This is a genomic window from Sphingomonas qomolangmaensis (assembly GCF_024496245.1).
Lineage (GTDB): Bacteria > Pseudomonadota > Alphaproteobacteria > Sphingomonadales > Sphingomonadaceae > Sphingomonas > Sphingomonas qomolangmaensis.
In genome coordinates this window covers 1,113,290-1,130,707 of record NZ_CP101740.1, presented here as the reverse complement: position 1 = coordinate 1,130,707, position 17,418 = coordinate 1,113,290, and the positions used below count along the sequence as shown (strand labels likewise).

The following is a 17,418-nucleotide window of genomic DNA, read 5'->3' as shown; positions in this document are numbered from 1 at the left end:
CTTCATGCGAAAACGATCTCCTTGGTCGGTGCCTTGATCTGCGCGGCGGTCCGCCCGGCCAGGTCACCGCGGACGCTGACCCTGATGTTGCGATATTCGGCGTTCTTGATGAACGCGTTGATGATGTCGATATTGTCGGGATCAACGAATTCGGTCGCGGTGACGTCGACCACCACCGTGGCATTGTCGGGCACCCGGTTGAGCGCCGACTGCAATTCGACCTTGTGGATGAAGTACAGGTTGCGGCGTGCGCGGACCATCACCGCGTTGCCGTCCTCGACATAGCTGACCGACGGGCGGAAGTTGCGCGCGATCACGAACACGAAGCCGACGCCAAGGCCGATGACGATGCCGATGAGCAAATCGGTGAACAGGATCGCGACGATCGTGACGACGAAGGGCACGAACTGCGCATAGCCCATCTTCCAGCGCGCGAGGAACAGCGCGGGCTTGGCGAGCTTGTATCCGGTCTGGATCAGGATCGCGGCGAGCGCCGACAGCGGGATCAGGTTGAGTACGGTCGGGATCAACGCGACGCTGAGCAAGAGCCAGAAACCGTGAAAGATCGTCGACATCTTCGACCCGGCATTGGCGCCGACATTGGCCGAGCTGCGAACGATGACCGAGGTCACCGGCAGCCCGCCGATCAGCCCCGACACGATATTCCCCCCGCCCTGCGCCATCAACTCGCGGTTCTTGTCGGTCACCCGGCGCTTGGGATCGAGTTCGTCGATCGCCTTGACGCTGAGCAGCGATTCGAGGCTGGCGACGATCGCGAGCGTCACCGCGATCGTCCAGACCGTGGGCAGCGTGATCGAACTGAAATCGGGGAAGGTGAAGAGACCGACGAACTCGCCGAACGAACCCGCAATCGGCACCTGGACGAGATGCGAGCGCTGGACTTCGAGGGCCGGCGCCACGACCGCAAACAACAGGTTGGCGAGGACCGAAAAGACCACCACCACCAGCGGTGCGGGCAGGAACTTCAGCGGCCCCTCGGTCGGGCGTGCCTTTTCCCACCAGAACAGGAACGCGAGCGACGCCAGCGCGATCAGCGCCGCGCCCCACAGGAAGCTGTCGGTGAGCGTGTACCAGATTGCGCTGAAGGTATTCAGGCCATCGGTCTGGAAGAAATTCCAGTCGCCTTCGGGATCGCCGTCATAGCCCAGCGCGTGCGGGATCTGCTTGAGGATCAGCGTCAGGCCGATCGCCGACAGCATCCCGGTGATCACCGAGGTCGGGACGAATTCGGCGAGCACGCCCGACTTCGTCAGCGAAAACGCCATCTGCATCACGCCCGCGAGCATGACCGCCAGCAGGAACGCCTCGTAGCTCGGCACGCTCTGGATCGCGCTGAACACGATGACGGTAAGACCCGCGGCGGGGCCGCTGACCGACAGCGGCGATTTCGACAGCGAGCCGACAACGATGCCGCCCACCATGCCCGCGATGACGCCCGAAAAGAGCGGTGCGCCCGAGGCTAGCGCGACGCCGAGGCAAAGAGGAAGGGCGACGAGCGCCACGACAATCGAGGCCGGCAGATCCTGCCGCCAGGTTGCGAAAAGCGCGTTCAAGTGCTGAATCCTCTGTTGAAACAATATAACAGTGTATGCGGAGTATGCCGTTTTGGGGCTAAGCAGGCAACCCGACACCGGTTATCCGTAAGGGCAGCTTGCTATGATGCCCCGGCAGCCTATGTCGTTGCCGATGGCTCGTTATACTCGCTCGAACGATTGGGGATTCCCGCGCTGGCGGGGCTATGGCTCGGGCCGCGAGGCGACGCAGGTGCGGCTTTGCGACCGGCATGGCTGCGAGGAACCGGGCGATCGGCCCGCCCCCAAATCGCCTAACTCCCCAGAGCGCTGGTATTTTTGCGAGGTCCACGCCGGCGAGTACAACCGCGGCTGGAACTATTTCGAAGGGCTCAGCGCCGAAGACGCCGCCAAGCGCGAAGCCGAGGAGCGCGGCGATACATCGGGTTACCGCGAATCGAGCCATCACGCGTGGGCAGGACCGGGTGACGGGAGCCGTTCGCGCGACGAAATGCGCGCGCTCGAGCTGCTAGAACTCGAAGTCGATGCCGATTTCGAGGCGGTTCGTGCGGCATGGCGGCGGCAGGCAAAGGCGAATCACCCCGATGTCCGACCGGGCGATGCCGAAGCCGCGGCGCGGTTCCAGGCGATCCAGGCGGCGTATGACGTGCTGCGCACTGCCGAAGAACGCCGCCAATGGCAGCCCGGCTGACCCGCATATGAAAACCATCGTGCGGTCGAACTGGTCGCAGGCGGTGCTCGTCTGCGCCAAATGCTCGAAAAAGGTCGGTGGCGGCTTCGGCGAGGGCGGCAAGGCGCCGCTCGCCAAGGCGTTGCGGCGTCACCTGGGGCTCAAGAAGGGCCGCAAGGGCGATGCCGGGATTGTCGAGGTGCGCTGCCTGGGCGTCTGTCCGCGCAACGCGGTGGTGGTGGTCAACGGTGCCGACAGCCGGGTGTGGAATTTGGTGCAGCCCGGGGCCGATCTCGAGGAGGTTGCAACCGGGCTCGGGTTGCGGCGTTCATCTCTTCCCTGAAAGCGAGGGGCAAGGGTAGGTCGGGTGCGCGCGATACCTGTCGTCACGCCAAACACCGTTCGTTTCGAGCAAAGTCGAGAAACGGTCCATAGGGGCACGTCTCGGTTTCTCGACTTCGCTCGAAACGAACGGGAAATGGAAACGTCGTCTCCGGCCTCGACCCACCCCCTAACCCCTCCCTTTCAGGGAGGGGAGCTAGGCGTAGCGTTCCGCTGTTTCCCGGATCAGCGCGATCATGTTGGGTATCCCCTGCGTCCGGTTCGAACTCAGCTGGTTCTTCAGATCGAAGGGCGCAAGCGCGTCGGGGATGTCGGTCGCCAGGATCGCAGCGGGCGCCTTGTCCTGCACGCTGGTCAGCACCAGCGCGATGATCCCCTTCGTGATCGCGGCGTTGCTGTCGGCCAGGAAGTGCAGCGAGCCGTCACCCGCGACGGTGGGATAGACCCACACCGACGCCGAGCATCCGCGCACCAAGGTCGAGTCGGTCTTGAGCGGATCGGGCATCGGCTCGAGCGCCTTGCCAAGGTCGATCAGCAAACGATAGCGATCGTCGGGATCGAGAAAGCCATATTCGTCGGCGATGTCGGTGAGGGTCTGCATCGGCGCGCTATAGCGGCGGGGTGCGGTGCGGGCCAGCGGACCTTGGGGCCATGATTGCAACCGTCACCCCAGCGAAGGCTGGGGCCTCCTCGTTGCGAGCGCACCCCCGGCCGAAAGAGACCCCAGCCTTCGCTGGGGTGACGGGAAGACGGTTATAGTTCCACCCCGGCGGCGATCGCCTCGAGCTTGCGCATCCGCTCCTTGAGATCGGCGATCTCGATCCGTTGGCTCGCCGAGGGCGCTTGCGGTGCAGGGTCATGTGCCCCTGCCATGGCGAGCTCCTGCCGCTTGAGTGCCAGCCAGCCGCGCCACCCGGCGAGCATGCCGGCGGTGACCAGCCCGAGGCCGAGCAGGCCCTCGGTGGCGATGATCAGGTAGAGATTGGGGTCAGTCATTGCCGAGCCTTTCGTGTCAGCGCGGGGGGAAGGGGCGGGGTTCAGTTGAGCGGTGCGTCGCGCAGCCGTTCGATCTCGTCGGCAACGCCCATCCCGCGATCGGTGACGATCCGTTCGAGTACGCGGACGCGCTGTTCGAGCCGTTCGACCTGCGCTGCGTATTGCGCGGCCTTTTCGGCGGTCTGGTGATTCAGCGCGCTGGTCATCGCTTCCTTGTGCTTGAGCCAGCGCTTGAACATGTCGCCGCCCACCCCGAGAATCACCGGGATTCCGACGACGATGAAGAAGAAACCGAGGATGAAAGCGGCGTTCATGGGGCGATCCTTTTAGTTCGCGCGGCCACGCAATTGTTCGATCTCGCGATCGAGCGCGTGGCTGCTGTCGGTAACGATGCGTTCGACATTGGCGAGCCGGTCCTTGATCGAACCGAGCTCGGCACGCAGCTGGGCGTTTTCCTGGCTGAGCAACCGGACGCGCTCGGTCGTTTCGTCGCTGGTCTTGGGGTACAAGGCCTGGCCCCAGCTCCCGTCGAGCGGGTAGCCGTTCTTGATGCGAAGCCAGGTGGTGAACGCCCAGCCCGCGGTGCAGATCGCGGTGATCGTCACGATCAGCGGCGCCGCGTTCATCAGAATGTCGATCATTTCCATCGTTCGTTCCCTCTGTTCAGCGCAGCGCGTCGATGTCGCGGCCCAGCCGCTCGGCGGGATCGGTGGCGATGCGTTCGAGCACCGCGATCCGTTCCTCGAGCCGCGAGACCTGGCCGGTCAGCCGCTCATTCTCGTTCGACAGCAGCGCGATCTTGCGCTCTGCGTCGGGGCCGGTGCGATGCACCGTGTTGCCGTTATCGTCTTCGAGCGGATAGCCATGCTTGGCTTTGATCCACGTCGTGAAGGCGGTGCAGATGCCGATCGTAGCGACGATCAGCACGGGGACCATCCAACTCCACTGCATGATATTCTCCCTTTTTGACCGGCGCGCTCAGCGCAACCGGTCGATCTCGTCGGCCAGCCGGGTATTGCGGCTGACATAATAGGTCTCGATCTCGGCGAGCCGGCGATCAATGTCGCGGAACTTCGAGCGGACCTCAGCGGTCGAGCGCTTGGGGTTCGATCGTACGCCCTGCCAGAACTTGGCGTCCTCGGCATTGTCGTACAGGCCACTTGGCTTCTGCGGTGCCATCCAGCCGATCATGCCATAGGCGATCAGCGTCCAGGGAAAGCCGCCGAGCAAAGTCAGCATGACCGCGCCGACGCGGACCCAGATGACATCGACCCCGGTATAGTCGGCGATGCCTGCGCATACGCCCATCCATTTCCCGTTCGGCTTGTCGAGATACAGTTTGGTGCGGATCGCGGACATCAGTTCCTCCGATAGTCATAGGGCGATTCGGGCTCGGCGCTGCGCGCCTGCGGCCGGAAATCGGGGTTGTCGGCAGACACGATCCGTTCGATCGTCTCGAGCCGTTCGTCGAGGCGGCGCGCCATGAGGTGCAGCTCGTCGAGCAGCTTCTCGTCCTCGTTGGTCAGCGTCGGCGCCTGTTTCCACTTCGTGATGTAGTGGAGGATGATCCAGGGCATGCCGATGAACAGCACGCCGCAGATCATGATGGGCAGGAAGACGTCTTCCATCGGATCAGCCCTCCTTACCCATCCGAGCCTTCAGCGCGGCAAGGTCGGCATCGACCTTTTCGGCTGATTTGAGCTCGGCGATTTCCTCCTCCAGGCTCTTGGTGACGCCGCCCATGCCCGCCGCATCGGCGCGGCCCTCGGCGACATCGACCCGGCGCTCGAGAATGTCGAAGCGCGAGAAGGCGTCGGCGACCTTTTCGCCGGCATACATTTCACGCATCCGCACGCGGTTGTTCGCGCTTTCGAGGCGGGTGACGATCGAATTCTGCCGGGTGCGCGCCTCGCGCAGCTTGTTCTGCAGCTTGGCGATGTCGGTTTCCGACGCGGTCAGCGATTCATCGAGCACCGCGATCTCGGCGTGCAGCTGGGCGGCCATGTCGGCTGCCTTCTGGCGCTCGACCAATGCGGCCTTGGCCAGATCCTCGCGATCCTTCGACAGCGCCAGCTCGGCCTTCTCGGTCCAGCTGTCCTGCAGCTTGTCGAGCTTGGCGATGTGGCGGCGCATTTCCTTCTGGTCGGCGATCGTGCGTGCCGCCGATGCGCGGACCTCGACCAAGGTTTCCTCCATTTCGAGGATGATCATGCGGATCATCTTCGCGGGGTCTTCGGCCTTGTCGAGCAGGTCGGTCATGTTCGCGGCGATGATGTCGCGGGTGCGGGAAAAAATGCCCATGTAGATACTCCTAGGTCCAAATCGGGAAAAGACCGGGGCGGGCGAACCCGCCCCGGCAGGAGCCGGTCACGCGACCATCCGACCGGCGGGAACCTCGTTGACCGCAGCCATCACCGGCGCCAGGCCGCCATCGGTCGCGACATGCGTCAGCGCCGCGGTGCTGACGATCGATGCGAACAGCGCGATCGCGGTGAAGGTGGCGGACTGGCGGCGAAACATCTTGGTGCTCTGGATCGTCATGGCGGTTCTCCCTGAACCTGGTGGTTATTGCCCGCTCTGAGGCGGTTGCAGGAAGCGTTGCAGGAGCCGTGCCAATTTCGATAATGGCGGTTTTGCGTGGGTTTTCTGGTTCGGTGACGTCCCGCGCGGAAGCGGCTTGCCAACAGTTGGCAATTTACGCCACAAGCTTGGCGGATGGATCGTATCGCACCCGTAATAGGCCAGGCTTCGGTCTTTCTCGACGCACTCGAGCGCGCCAGCCGCGCCGCGACGCTCGACCGCCCGGTGCTGGTGATCGGCGAGCGCGGGACCGGCAAGGAGCTGGTCGCCGAGCGGCTGCATCGCCTGAGCAACCGCTGGGATCAGCCGCTCGTCATCATGAACTGCGCCGCGCTCCCCGAAACGCTGATCGAGGCCGAATTGTTCGGCCACGAAGCCGGCGCCTTCACCGGCGCGTCGAAGTCGCGCGCGGGGCGCTTCGAGGAAGCCGATGGCGGCACCTTGTTTCTCGACGAGCTCGGCACGCTGTCGATGGCGGCGCAGGACCGGCTGCTGCGCGCGGTCGAATATGGCGAGATCACGCGGATCGGCTCGTCGCGCGCGATGCGCGTCGATGTGCGGATCGTCGCGGCGACCAACGAGCATCTGCCCGCGCGCGTCGAACAGGGGACGTTCCGCGCCGATCTGCTCGACCGGCTGAGCTTCGAGGTGGTGACGCTGCCGCCGCTGCGCGCGCGGGTGGGCGACATCCTGGTGCTCGCCGATCATTTCGGGCGGCGGATGGCGGCCGAGATCGGCTGGGAGCAATGGCCGGGGTTCGGCCCGAACGCGACCGAGATGCTCGAACGCTATGGCTGGCCGGGCAATGTCCGCGAGCTGCGCAACGCGGTCGAGCGTGCCGTGTATCGCTGGGAAGGCGGCGGCGCGGTCGATGCGATCCAGATCGACCCGTTCGATTCGCCCTATCGCCCGGGTGCGTCGGCGGCGCCGATGAGTGCCGAGGCGACGCCGGTCGAGGTCGCGACCGAGCCGGTCGAGGGCGACTTCCGCACCCGCGTCCAGAGTTATGAGCGCCGCCTGCTCACGCGCGCGCTCGCCGAGCATCGCCACAACCAGCGCAGCACCGCGGCGGCGCTCGGGCTGACCTACGACCAGCTGCGCCACGCGCTTCGCAAGCATTCGTTGCTGTAGACGCGGTTGCGTAACGATCGGCGCGGACCCATTGAAGGGCTCCGGCGTTCCCCTGCCGAACCCTTAATTTAGGAGCATGTTTCCATGGCTTTCGAACTTCCCCCGTTGCCCTATGCCTATGACGCGCTGGAGCCGACCATCGACCAGGAAACGATGACGCTGCACCACGACAAGCACCACAAGGCCTATACCGACAAGCTGAACGAGGGCGTCGCCAAGGACGGGCTCGAGGGCAAGTCGATCGAGGAAATTCTGGGCAGCATTTCGTCGGCATCGACGCAGGTACGCAACAATGGCGGCGGCTATTGGAACCATGACTTCTTCTGGAAGACGATGGCACCCGCAGGCGAGCGCGGCGAAATGTCGCCCGAGCTAAAGGCCGCGGTCGAAGCGTTCGGTGGGCTCGACAAGCTGAAGGAAGAGTTCAACACCAAGGGCGCCGGCCAGTTCGGTTCGGGCTGGGCGTGGCTGATCGCCGACGCATCGGGCGCGCTGCAGATCACCTCGACCCCCAACCAGGACAATCCTCTGATGGACGTCGTCGAGGCCAAGGGCACCCCGCTGCTCGGCAACGACGTGTGGGAGCACGCTTATTATCTGACGTACCGCAACGATCGCGGCGCGTATCTCAAGGCGTGGTGGGATGTGGTGAACTGGGACGTCGTGTCGCAGCGCTACGCAGCCGCGAAGGGCTGAGCTGGTTCGATCGCCATGCCGGACCCGTTGGTTCGGCATGGCGGTCATGCTCAACCCTCGGGCGGAATCGGCGCTTCCTTGGGGTCGCTCACCTTTAGGCCATGGCGCATCAGCATCGGGATGTTGGCGATCGCGAAGACCAGCGTCATCGGGATGACCGCCCAGGTCTTGTAAGCGACCCAGCCGTCCCAATCGAGCCAGGCGCGCATCACCTCGTTGAGCCCCGCCTGCGCGACGAAGAATATCATCCAGTTGATCGTCAACAGCCGCCACCCCTTGGGGGTGAGCCCCGGATAGGCGGTTTCGAGCAGGCTCTGCAGCAGCGGCCGTCCGGTGATCAGGCCGAACGCCAGGATCGCGGCGAACATGCCGTAGACGATCGTCGGCTTCATCTGGATGAAGGCCTGATCGTGGAAATACAGCGTCAGGCTGCCGAACACGAGCACCAGCGCGCCCGACAGCCACAGCATCGGCGAGATCGTCCCTGCCTTGAGCTGCGAATAGACCATCGCGGCAATGATCGCGACCATGAACACCGCGGTCGCCGCGAGCACGCGCTCTAGCTGGCTGCCGGGCAACAGGCTGTTGGCGGCGAAGAACACCACGAGCGGGCCGTAATCGATTGCCATCCGTGCGGTGGGGGAGAGGGGAGGCTTGGTGGTCATGGTTTCAATCCGTCACCCCAGCGAAAGCTGGGGTCTGTGTCGATAGGGCGCGCGGGTGGCGCTAGACCCCAGCTTTCGCTGGGGTGACGATCCGCCGTCATCGCACCATCGCCTCGACCCCCGATATGATCCGTGCGACTTCGTTGGCGTCGAACGGGCGCAGGTCATCCGCCTGCTCCCCTACGCCGATCGCGTGGATCGGTAGCCGGTACTTTTCCGCCGCAGCCACCAGCACGCCGCCGCGCGCGGTGCCGTCGAGCTTGGTCATCACCAGCCCGGTAACGCCGGCGACTTCCTTGAAGACCTCGATCTGGCTGAGCGCATTCTGGCCGGTAGTTGCGTCGAGGACGAGCACCACGTCGTGCGGCGATTCGGGGTTCAGGCGCCCCAGCACGCGGCGGATTTTCGCCAGCTCGTCCATCAGTTCGCGCTTGTTCTGCAGCCGGCCGGCGGTGTCGACGATCAGCACGTCGATGCCGGTCGCAGTTGCCTGCTTCACCGCTTCGAACACGATGCCAGCCGCGTCGCCGCCTTCGCTGCCGCGCACCAGCGGCACGCCGACCCGGTCGGCCCAGGTCTGCAACTGGCCGATCGCGGCGGCGCGGAAGGTATCGCCCGCGCAGAGCATCACGCCATAATCCTGGTCGACCAATGTTTTGGCGAGCTTGGCGATCGTCGTGGTCTTGCCCGATCCGTTGACGCCGATCACCAGGATCACCTGTGGGCGCGGGAAAGCGTCGATCTCGAGCGGCTGCGCGACCTTTTCGAGCACCTTCTCGATCTCTTCGGAGACGACCAGGCGGATGCCCAGCTCTTCCATGTTGCGCTCATAGGCACCATCGGCAAGGCGGGTGCGAATCCGCGCGGCAGTCTGGGGGCCAAGGTCGGAGGCGATCAGCGCCTCCTCGATCTCGTCGAGCGTCGAATCGTCGAGCCGCGCCGCCGACAGGCCCGCAAGGTTGCCGATCAACCGGTCCGATGTCTTGCGGAAGCCGCCGAGCAGGCGATCGTGCCAGCTGGAGTTGGTCATGCGAAATTTCCTGTAAGCGCGGTTTCGGTGGCGGCGGTGATGAGGGTCGGGGCGACGCGTCCCGGGGAGGCTGCGAACGGTTCGGAGGCCAGTTTCACCTCGGCGAAGTTCTCGGCATGGCCGCGGTCGCCTGGGCGTTCGACCAGGATCGATTGGCGAGTGCCGACCAGCGATCGGAGCCATGCCGAGCGGCGGCGTTGCGCCGCCTCGCGCAGCCTCGCGGCACGTTGCTTCACCACCGCGGGCGCGACTTGCGGCATCCGTGCGGCGGGCGTGCCGCTGCGCGGCGAGAAGGAGAAGATGTGGGGGTGAACGACGTCGCAATCGTCGAGCAATGCCAGCGTGTTTGCAAACGCGGCATCGTCCTCGGTCGGGAAGCCCGCGATCAGGTCGGCGCCGATCGCGATTGCCGGGCGCGCGGCCTTGAGGCGCTCGACCAATGCCACCGATTGCGCGCGGCTATGGCGCCGCTTCATCCGCTTGAGGATCATGTCGTCGCCCGCCTGTAGCGACAGATGGACATGCGGCATCACCCGCGGCTCCTGCGTCAGCAGCGCGAACAGCCGGTCATCGATCTCGATCCCGTCAAGCGAGGACAGCCGAAGACGCGGGAGGGCGGGGACGTGGGTGAGAATCCGCTCGACCAGCTGGCCGAGCGTCGGCTGGCCGGGAAGGTCGTGGCCATAGCTGGTCAGGTCGACGCCGGTGAGGACGATTTCGCGGTGGCCGGCATCGACGAACCGGCGGACCTGTCCTATCACACCGCCTGCGGGCAGCGACCGGCTAGGGCCACGGCCGTAGGGGATCGCGCAGAAGGTGCAGCGATGGTCGCAGCCATTCTGTACCTCGACAAACGCGCGCGAATGGCTGGCGAAAACGGGACGCGGTGCGGTCAGGGCGTCGGGCGCCCAGTGCATCGGATCGAGCTTGGTCACGTTGGACACGACGCGATCGACTTCGGGCATCGACCGATAGTGTTCTGGATCGATGTTCGACGCACATCCCGTCACGACGAGTTCGGCATCGGGATGGAGCCGGCGCAGGCGGCGGATCGCGCGGTTGGTGTTGGCCACTGCCTCGTTGGTCACCGCGCAGCTGTTGACCACCGCCACCGCGCGGTCGCCGACCAATGCGCGGATCGTTTCGCTTTCGGCGATGTTCAGGCGACAGCCGAGGGTGACGATGTTCGTCACCGGCAAAGGACCAATCGAGGGGGAGCGACCATGGCGAGCGATCTAGGGACCGAAGGCGCCGAAGTCCATGCAGCGGCGGCGAGGGTGCTGGCGTTCTGGTTCGACGAGACGCCGCCCGAGCGGCAATTCGCGCAGGATGCCGAGTTCGACGAAATGATCACCGATCGCTTTGGAGGCTTGCGCGATCAGGTGCTGGCGACCGGCGCGGCGGCGTGGCGCGATGCGCCCGAGACGTTGCTTGCGGCGGTGATCCTGCTCGACCAATTCTCGCGCAACATCCATCGCGGCACCGCGCGCGCATTCGAAGCCGACGCGCTGGGGCTCGAGCTGGCACGCGCGGCGATCGCGCGCGGATGGGACCGGGCGATGTCCGATGCCTGGCGGGTGTTCCTCTACATGCCCTTCATGCACGCCGAGGACGCTGCGACGCAGGCCGAGAGCGTGCGGTTGTTCGAGGCGCTGGGGGTGGCCGAAAACATCCCCTTCGCCCGCGATCACGCCGAGGTAGTGACGCGCTTCGGGCGGTTTCCGAGCCGCAATAAGGCGCTGGGACGCGAAGGCTCCGAAGCCGAGAGCGAATATCTGGCGACGCGCGACAGCGGCTGGTGAAAGGCTTGGCCCCGCTAGGGCAAGCTGTAAGCGCGCAAGCTCGGTCGGGTAGCTCGGTGCAGCGCCGCCCTAGCTAAGCGGTTTCCCGGTGCCGTTATCGATCAGAACCGCCTGCTGCCAGCGACTTGGCGGCTTGTCAGTCCGGTGGATGCAACCCGGCCAGCAGCAAGGGCGCTTCTTGCCCTCTAGTAGTTCTTCGCAGGTTCGCTGGATGCGGCGCTGGCGTGTGGCCGGTTGCCTCGCGTCGTCGACCCAGCAGATGAATTCGTCGCGTCCCAGGGGCGTCAATTGCTCCCATAGCACCATTGCTTGGGGATCAGCGCGCACCGCTGCCTGAAGGTCAGGCAGCGCTTGATGAACGGTACCATGCAAAAATGTGTCGTTCATCGCTCGATTCTACATCACCCGGCCATTCGCTTCGATCCCATTTCTTCGACTTTACTTGCTGCCGGCATTCCCAGCAGCATATGCCGCTCGGCAAGAAACCGCCGCACGCCGATCAGCGACAGCGGTTTTCCGTAGAACCAGCCCTGGCCCTTGGCGCAGTTCATCGCCTTCAACCGCGCCTCGATCGCGGCGTCCTCGATCCCCTCGGCAGTGACGGGGAGGTTGAGGCTTTCGCCCAGTCGCACGATCGCGGTGACGATCGCCGCCGAATCGGCGCTTTCGTTGATCGAGGTGACGAAGGATTTGTCGATCTTGATCCGGTCGAAGGGCAGCGCGCGAAGATGCGCGAGGCTCGAATAGCCGGTGCCGAAATCGTCGAGCGCCAGCTTTACCCCCTGGTTCTTCAGGCTGCCCGCGATCGATTGCGCCAGCGCCATGTTCTCGAACAGCGCGCTTTCGGTGATCTCGATCTCGAGCCTGCCGGCGGGGAAGCCGGTTTCGGTGAGCGTCTTGATGATCTTCTGCGCCAGCCACGCGTCGCGCAGCTGCCAGGGGGAGATGTTGATCGAAATGGTGAGCGAGGGATCCCAGTCGCGCGCCGCGGTGAACGCCTGTTGCATGATCGACATCGACAGGTCGGCGATCATGCCGGTTTCCTCGGCGATCGGGATGAAGCGTTCGGGGCTGATGATGCCGCGCGTCGGATGCTCCCAGCGCGCCAGCACTTCGAAGCCGTTGAGCTTGCCGGTGGCGATGTCGACCTGCTGCTCGAAATAGGGGACGATCTCGCCGCGCGGGATGCCGACGCGAAGCCCCTGTTCGAGGTCGTTGCGCTGCTGGAGCTCGCGCTCCATCGATGCGTCGAACCACACGCAGCGATTGCGGCCCGATTTCTTGGCGGCGTACATCGCGATGTCGCCCGCGCGCATCAGCGCCTCGATCGTCGGGCATTCGAAGTCCGATCGCGCGACCCCGACCGAACAGCTGATGTGCAGGCGAAGCCCCTCGGCCTCGAACGGCTGCGCGAGGCGGCTGACGAGGCGATCGGCGATCCGATCGACCATGTCGGGGACGGTCGGATCGAACAGGAAGGCGCAGGCGAATTCGTCGCCGCCCAATCGGGTATTGAGCGCGGTCGGCGGCAGGATCGCGATGATCTCGTCGGCGACCATGCGCAGCAAGGTGTCGCCGATCGCGTGGCCGTGCATGTCGTTGACCGACTTGAAATGGTCGAGATCGAGCATCAGCAGCGCAACCGCCTTGCCTCGACGCTGCGCCAGCGCGAGCAGCGCGGCGCCTTCGTCGGCCAGGCTGCGGCGATTGTAGAAGCCGGTGAGCGGATCGCGCGATGCCAGCATCGTCGCGCGCGCTTCGGCAGCGGTGCGGACGCGGACTTCCTTCGACAGGGCATCGTGGCGGCGCCAGCCGATCAGCACCAGCGCGACGTTGAGCAGCAAGGCGATCACCAACCCGCGATCGGCGGGGGCCCCACCTGCGGTATAGTGCGCGACGGTCTGCGATAGCACCGCGCCGCCAGTCGCGACGAACAGCAGGATCGCGGCGGCGGAAACCGCGCCGGTGATGATATCGGTGCGGACGAGGCTCGTGCGCCGGCGTTCCAGCAGGTCGTGATCGCTCGGCATGCTCGGGTTCTCCATGCCGCGTTCTTGGCATGATGTGGGTATAGAAGGAGTTAAGGGCGCGGGTGGGCGCAGGTGGGCTAGGGCGAGGCCTCTCGCCGACAAGCGATGCTTGCCTCTGACGCTGAGTTTCGCTATTGGCGCTCTCGATCGTTCCTTCGCGAACGTGAGGCATCCGCGCCCCGAGGGGTACGCCGGCCGACGAGTTCTCGTCCGCCGGCGTGTTTTGCGTTACGGTCGTGGCGGTACGAAGCGACTGGAGTAGAACATGTTCGAATCCCTCAGTGACCGGCTAGGCGGCGTCTTCGACCGACTGCGCGGCCGTGGTGCGCTGAGCGAAGCCGATGTGCGCGGCGCGATGCGCGAGGTCCGGATCGCGCTGCTCGAGGCCGACGTGGCGCTGCCCGTCGCGCGCGATTTCGTCGAAGGGATCACCGAAAAGGCGATCGGCCAGCAGGTGCTGCGTTCGGTCACGCCCGGCCAGCAGGTCGTCAAGATCGTCAACGACGCGCTGGTCGAGATGCTGGGGCCCGATACCGCGGGGCTCAACATCGACGTCTCGCCGCCCGCGGTGATCATGATGGTCGGCCTGCAGGGGTCGGGCAAGACGACGACCACCGCCAAGCTCGCCAAGATGCTGGCGGGCAAGGAGCGCAAGAAGGTGCTGATGGCGTCGCTCGACGTCAATCGCCCGAACGCGCAGGAACAGCTGGCGGTGCTGGGCACCCAGGCCGAGGTTTCGACGCTGCCGATCGTCGTGGGCCAGCAGCCGGTGGAGATCGCGCGGCGCGCGCTGCAGGCGGCGAAGCTGCAGGGCTTCGACGTGGTGATGCTCGACACCGCCGGGCGGCTGCACGTCGATCAGGCGCTGATGGACGAGATGAAGGCGGTCGCCGACATCGCGCGGCCCAACGAAATCCTGCTCGTCGTCGATTCGCTGACCGGCCAGGACGCCGTCAATGTCGCGCAGAACTTCAGCAACCAGGTGCCGTTGACCGGCGTCGTGCTGACGCGGATGGACGGCGACGCGCGCGGTGGTGCGGCGCTGTCGATGCGCGCGGTGACGGGCAAGCCGATCAAGTTCGCGGGCACCGGCGAAAAGCTCGACGCGATCGAGGCGTTCCATCCCAAGCGGGTCGCCGGGCGAATCCTGGGCATGGGCGACGTCGTCTCGCTGGTCGAGCGCGCCGCCGAGGCGATCCAGGTCGACGATGCCGAGAAGATGGCGCAGCGGCTGGCCAAGGGCCAGTTCGACATGAACGACCTGCGCGCGCAGCTGGGTCAGATGCGGCGGATGGGCGGCCTCGGCGCGCTTGCCGGCATGATTCCGGGCATGAAGAAGGCGCAGGCGGCGATGGCCAATGGCGCGGTCGACGAGCGGCTGTTGCTGCGGATGGACGCGATGATCGGATCGATGACGGTCAAGGAGCGCGCCAAGCCCGAACTGCTCAACGCCAAGCGCAAGATCCGCGTTGCCAAGGGCAGCGGCATGACCGTGCAGGACGTCAACAAGCTGCTCAAGATGCACCAGGAAATGGCCGGTGCGATGAAGCGCATCAAGAAGATGGGCGGCATCAAGGGCATGGCGGCGTTGCTCGGCAAGGGCGGTCCGGGCGGCGGCATGGGCGGCATCGGCAACGCGCTGGGCGGCCCCGCAATGGGCGATTTCATGTCGAAGGCGGGCGGCGGGCTGCCCGGCTTGGGCGGGAGCGGTGACGGCACGATGAAGCTGCCACCAGGTTTCGAGAATCTCATGAAGAAGAAGTGAGCTAGCCCGGACCTTTCCCGTCACCCCAGCGAAGGCTGGGGTCTCGCGGTGCGGTTCGGACCATCAACCAGAAAATCCCGGCTTTTCGCTGGGGCGACGATTTCAAAGAAGGAAGACGATTACATGGCAATCAGCATGCGCCTGTCGCGCGGTGGTTCGAAGAAGCGCCCTTATTACCGCATCGTGATCGCCGATGCGCGCGCACCGCGCGATGGCAAGTTCATCGAGAAGATCGGCACCTACAACCCGTTGCTGGCCAAGGACGATGCCGAGCGGATCAAGCTCGACAACGAGCGCGCGGCGCACTGGCTGAGCGTCGGCGCGCAGCCGACCGACCGCGTTGCCCGCTTCCTCGACGCAGCCGGCCTGCGCGAGCGTGCGGCGCGCAGCAACCCCAACAAGGGCAAGCCCGGCGAGAAGGCGACCGAGCGCGCCGAAGAGCGTGCAGCCAAGGTCCAGGCAGCCGAAGACGCTCGCCGCGAAGCCGAGGAAGCCGCCAAGGCGAAGCCTGCCGAGGAAGCCGCTCCCGCCGAGGAAGCAGCGACCGAAGACGCGACCAACGAAGGCAAGAGCGCGGCCGCACCGGCCGAGGGCTGAACCGATGTCCCCCTCCCGCCCGGCGGGAGGGGTTAGGGGAGGGGCGGTGGGCCTCTAGCAAACGTCTATGTCAACAACCCCCCCCTCGACTCCTCCCGCCAGCGGGGCGGGAGACAAGCGCGTGACGCTTGCCGTCGTCACCGGTGCGCATGGCATCGGCGGCGAGGTACGGCTGAAGGTCTTCGCCGAGGATCTGACGCCGCATAAGAGCTTCAACGACGGCGCGCTGACGGTGAAGGCTATGCGGATCGTGCCCGCGGGCGCGATCGCGCGCTTCGCCGAGGTCGCCGATCGCAACGCCGCCGAGGCGATGCGCGGCACCGAACTGACCGTCCCGCGCTCGGCGCTGCCGCCGCTGTCCGAGGGCGAATATTATCATGTCGACCTGATCGGGCTGCCGGTGGTGAGCACCGATGGCGATGCGGTCGGCCGCGTCGTGGCGATCGACAATTTCGGCGCCGGCGACGTGATCGAGATCGAAAAGCCCGCCGACGACCAGGGACGCGCCAAGCGCTTCATGGTGCCGATGCGGCCCGAAGCGGTACCCGAATGGGATGCCGCTCGGATGCTGCTGGACAGCGCCTACGTCGAGGATTGAGCGGCGGGTTCAGCGCCGAATCGGCGTGCGCTCGTTGAGCAGGTTGCGGATCGTCGTCGCCGCCACACCCGCCTGGCCCATCGCGTTGCTGATCTGATCGAGCCCAAGCACCACATCGCCCGCCGCGAACAGCCCGGGGACGCTGGTGCGCATGTGGCTGTCGACCTTCAGGCTGCCATCTTCGGCGGTCTCTGCCCCCGCGGCGATTGCGAGGTCCGAGCGGATCGTCGAGCCGAGCGCCGGGTAGACGCTGTCGAACGATAGCGGGCCGGTGGCGGTTTCGACGACGAAGCGCTCTTCTTCGATGCGATACTCGCCGCAGGGACCATCGACGCGGACGATGCCGGCATCGTCGAGCTTGGCGAGGCAGGCGGCGTCGAGATCATGCTCGCTGTCGGGCGCGATCAGCGTGACGTCGGCGGTGTAGGCGCGCAGGAACAAAGCTTCTTTCATCCCGTGATCGCTGGTGCCGATCACGCCGACGCGCTTGTCTGTGACCTCATAGCCGTCGCAGACCGGGCAGTAGCGCAGCAAGCCGCGAAGCAACGCATCGTCGTGAAGCGCGTCGTCGAGGGTTTTGGGGCGCAGATTTATCACGCCGGTCGCGAGCAGAACCGTGCGCGCGGCGAAATCGTGATTGGCGGTGCGGACGACGAAGTTTTCGCCATCGGGTTCGATTGCGGTGACGACGCGGTTCTCACGCGACACGCCGAAGCTCTTGGCCTGTTCGTGCATCAGCCGCAGTAGCTCGGGGCCCTCGACGCCGCCGGGATAGCCGGCGTGGTTGTGCGTTCGCGGGATCATCGCCGCACGGCTGTCGCCGCTGTCGAACAACCGGATCGAGAGGTGATAGCGCGCGAGATAGATCGCCGCGGTAAGGCCGGCGGGCCCGCCGCCGATGATGATGCAATCGTCCATGCCAAGCGCAATCGGTGAGAGCGAAGAACGTTCCTTGTGGGAGCA

At 65.5% G+C, this 17,418-nt stretch carries 24 protein-coding genes; 8 read left to right on the top strand and 16 right to left on the bottom strand.

Annotated features, from left to right (window positions below; genetic code table 11):
- Positions 1–2: 2 nt before the first annotated feature.
- The gene (locus tag NMP03_RS05385) at positions 3–1,574 is read right to left on the bottom strand and encodes a SulP family inorganic anion transporter (RefSeq protein WP_256507488.1); all 1,572 of its coding nucleotides are present in this window, start codon (positions 1,572–1,574) and stop codon (positions 3–5) included.
- Positions 1,575–1,707: 133 nt separating this feature from the next.
- Between NMP03_RS05385 and NMP03_RS05380 the strand changes: the two genes are divergently transcribed.
- The gene (locus tag NMP03_RS05380; RefSeq protein WP_256507487.1) at positions 1,708–2,244 is read left to right on the top strand and encodes a J domain-containing protein; all 537 of its coding nucleotides are present in this window, start codon (positions 1,708–1,710) and stop codon (positions 2,242–2,244) included.
- 7 nt (positions 2,245–2,251) lie between these two features.
- A complete protein-coding gene (locus NMP03_RS05375) occupies positions 2,252–2,566 on the top strand; it encodes an NADH-quinone oxidoreductase subunit NuoE family protein (RefSeq protein ID WP_256507486.1) in 315 nt (104 codons plus the stop codon).
- A gap of 195 nt (positions 2,567–2,761) precedes the next feature.
- Here the strand turns inward: NMP03_RS05375 and NMP03_RS05370 are convergent, their stop codons facing one another.
- The 9 genes from NMP03_RS05370 to NMP03_RS05330 form a co-directional block, all read right to left on the bottom strand.
- Entirely contained in the window at positions 2,762–3,166 is a 405-nt protein-coding gene (locus tag NMP03_RS05370; protein ID WP_256507485.1) for a SufE family protein, read from the bottom strand.
- Between the two features lie 152 nt (positions 3,167–3,318).
- On the bottom strand, positions 3,319–3,561 hold the full coding sequence (locus tag NMP03_RS05365; protein ID WP_256507484.1) for a hypothetical protein: 243 nt from the start codon (positions 3,559–3,561) through the stop codon (positions 3,319–3,321).
- 41 nt (positions 3,562–3,602) lie between these two features.
- Positions 3,603–3,875: a hypothetical protein gene (locus NMP03_RS05360; protein WP_256507483.1), complete on the bottom strand. Its 273-nt coding sequence runs from the start codon at positions 3,873–3,875 to the stop codon at positions 3,603–3,605.
- A 12-nt stretch (positions 3,876–3,887) separates the two neighbouring features.
- Positions 3,888–4,187 (bottom strand): hypothetical protein, encoded by a 300-nt coding sequence (locus tag NMP03_RS05355; RefSeq protein ID WP_256508021.1) that lies wholly within the window; start codon positions 4,185–4,187, stop codon positions 3,888–3,890.
- A gap of 37 nt (positions 4,188–4,224) precedes the next feature.
- Complete coding sequence (locus NMP03_RS05350; RefSeq protein WP_256507482.1) at positions 4,225–4,512, bottom strand: hypothetical protein; 288 nt, start codon at positions 4,510–4,512, stop codon at positions 4,225–4,227.
- A gap of 27 nt (positions 4,513–4,539) precedes the next feature.
- Positions 4,540–4,920: an envelope stress response membrane protein PspC gene (pspC, locus tag NMP03_RS05345; protein WP_256507481.1), complete on the bottom strand. Its 381-nt coding sequence runs from the start codon at positions 4,918–4,920 to the stop codon at positions 4,540–4,542.
- Positions 4,920–5,189, bottom strand: coding sequence for an envelope stress response membrane protein PspB (gene pspB / locus NMP03_RS05340; protein ID WP_256507480.1), 270 nt, complete (start codon positions 5,187–5,189; stop codon positions 4,920–4,922). The genes pspC and pspB overlap by 1 nt, the downstream gene beginning before the upstream one ends.
- A 4-nt stretch (positions 5,190–5,193) precedes the next feature.
- Entirely contained in the window at positions 5,194–5,862 is a 669-nt protein-coding gene (gene pspA / locus NMP03_RS05335; protein WP_256507479.1) for a phage shock protein PspA, read from the bottom strand.
- 66 nt (positions 5,863–5,928) lie between these two features.
- A complete protein-coding gene (locus NMP03_RS05330) occupies positions 5,929–6,102 on the bottom strand; it encodes a hypothetical protein (RefSeq protein ID WP_256507478.1) in 174 nt (57 codons plus the stop codon).
- A gap of 174 nt (positions 6,103–6,276) precedes the next feature.
- Here NMP03_RS05330 and pspF point away from each other — a divergent pair, with 174 nt between their 5' ends.
- Entirely contained in the window at positions 6,277–7,272 is a 996-nt protein-coding gene (pspF, locus tag NMP03_RS05325; RefSeq protein ID WP_256507477.1) for a phage shock protein operon transcriptional activator, read from the top strand.
- Between the two features lie 84 nt (positions 7,273–7,356).
- A complete protein-coding gene (locus NMP03_RS05320) occupies positions 7,357–7,968 on the top strand; it encodes a superoxide dismutase (RefSeq protein WP_256507476.1) in 612 nt (203 codons plus the stop codon).
- Between the two features lie 50 nt (positions 7,969–8,018).
- Here NMP03_RS05320 and NMP03_RS05315 read toward each other — a convergent pair whose 3' ends face one another.
- The 3 genes from NMP03_RS05315 to mtaB form a co-directional block, all read right to left on the bottom strand.
- The gene (locus tag NMP03_RS05315) at positions 8,019–8,633 is read right to left on the bottom strand and encodes an inner membrane-spanning protein YciB (protein WP_256507475.1); all 615 of its coding nucleotides are present in this window, start codon (positions 8,631–8,633) and stop codon (positions 8,019–8,021) included.
- Positions 8,634–8,730: 97 nt separating this feature from the next.
- Entirely contained in the window at positions 8,731–9,663 is a 933-nt protein-coding gene (gene ftsY / locus NMP03_RS05310) for a signal recognition particle-docking protein FtsY (RefSeq protein ID WP_256507474.1), read from the bottom strand.
- Complete coding sequence (gene mtaB, locus NMP03_RS05305; RefSeq protein ID WP_256507473.1) at positions 9,660–10,862, bottom strand: tRNA (N(6)-L-threonylcarbamoyladenosine(37)-C(2))-methylthiotransferase MtaB; 1,203 nt, start codon at positions 10,860–10,862, stop codon at positions 9,660–9,662. Before mtaB ends, ftsY begins: the two co-directional genes overlap by 4 nt.
- A 24-nt stretch (positions 10,863–10,886) precedes the next feature.
- On the opposite strand from mtaB, the gene NMP03_RS05300 reads away from it, so the two are divergent.
- On the top strand, positions 10,887–11,465 hold the full coding sequence (locus tag NMP03_RS05300) for a DUF924 family protein (RefSeq protein WP_256507472.1): 579 nt from the start codon (positions 10,887–10,889) through the stop codon (positions 11,463–11,465).
- A 69-nt stretch (positions 11,466–11,534) separates the two neighbouring features.
- Here the strand turns inward: NMP03_RS05300 and NMP03_RS05295 are convergent, their stop codons facing one another.
- On the bottom strand, positions 11,535–11,852 hold the full coding sequence (locus tag NMP03_RS05295; RefSeq protein WP_256507471.1) for a YdeI/OmpD-associated family protein: 318 nt from the start codon (positions 11,850–11,852) through the stop codon (positions 11,535–11,537).
- Between the two features lie 14 nt (positions 11,853–11,866).
- Positions 11,867–13,495: a putative bifunctional diguanylate cyclase/phosphodiesterase gene (locus NMP03_RS05290; RefSeq protein ID WP_256507470.1), complete on the bottom strand. Its 1,629-nt coding sequence runs from the start codon at positions 13,493–13,495 to the stop codon at positions 11,867–11,869.
- A 265-nt stretch (positions 13,496–13,760) separates the two neighbouring features.
- Between NMP03_RS05290 and ffh the strand changes: the two genes are divergently transcribed.
- From ffh to rimM, 3 genes are all read left to right on the top strand, one after another.
- Positions 13,761–15,260, top strand: coding sequence for a signal recognition particle protein (ffh, locus tag NMP03_RS05285; protein ID WP_256507469.1), 1,500 nt, complete (start codon positions 13,761–13,763; stop codon positions 15,258–15,260).
- 123 nt (positions 15,261–15,383) lie between these two features.
- Positions 15,384–15,857 carry a 30S ribosomal protein S16 gene (rpsP, locus tag NMP03_RS05280; RefSeq protein WP_256507468.1) on the top strand — a complete coding sequence of 158 codons (474 nt, stop codon included), beginning with the start codon at positions 15,384–15,386 and terminating at the stop codon, positions 15,855–15,857.
- A gap of 67 nt (positions 15,858–15,924) precedes the next feature.
- Positions 15,925–16,455 carry a ribosome maturation factor RimM gene (gene rimM, locus NMP03_RS05275; RefSeq protein ID WP_256507467.1) on the top strand — a complete coding sequence of 177 codons (531 nt, stop codon included), beginning with the start codon at positions 15,925–15,927 and terminating at the stop codon, positions 16,453–16,455.
- Positions 16,456–16,464: 9 nt separating this feature from the next.
- Here rimM and NMP03_RS05270 read toward each other — a convergent pair whose 3' ends face one another.
- On the bottom strand, positions 16,465–17,373 hold the full coding sequence (locus tag NMP03_RS05270; RefSeq protein ID WP_256507466.1) for an NAD(P)/FAD-dependent oxidoreductase: 909 nt from the start codon (positions 17,371–17,373) through the stop codon (positions 16,465–16,467).
- Positions 17,374–17,418 lie beyond the last annotated feature (45 nt).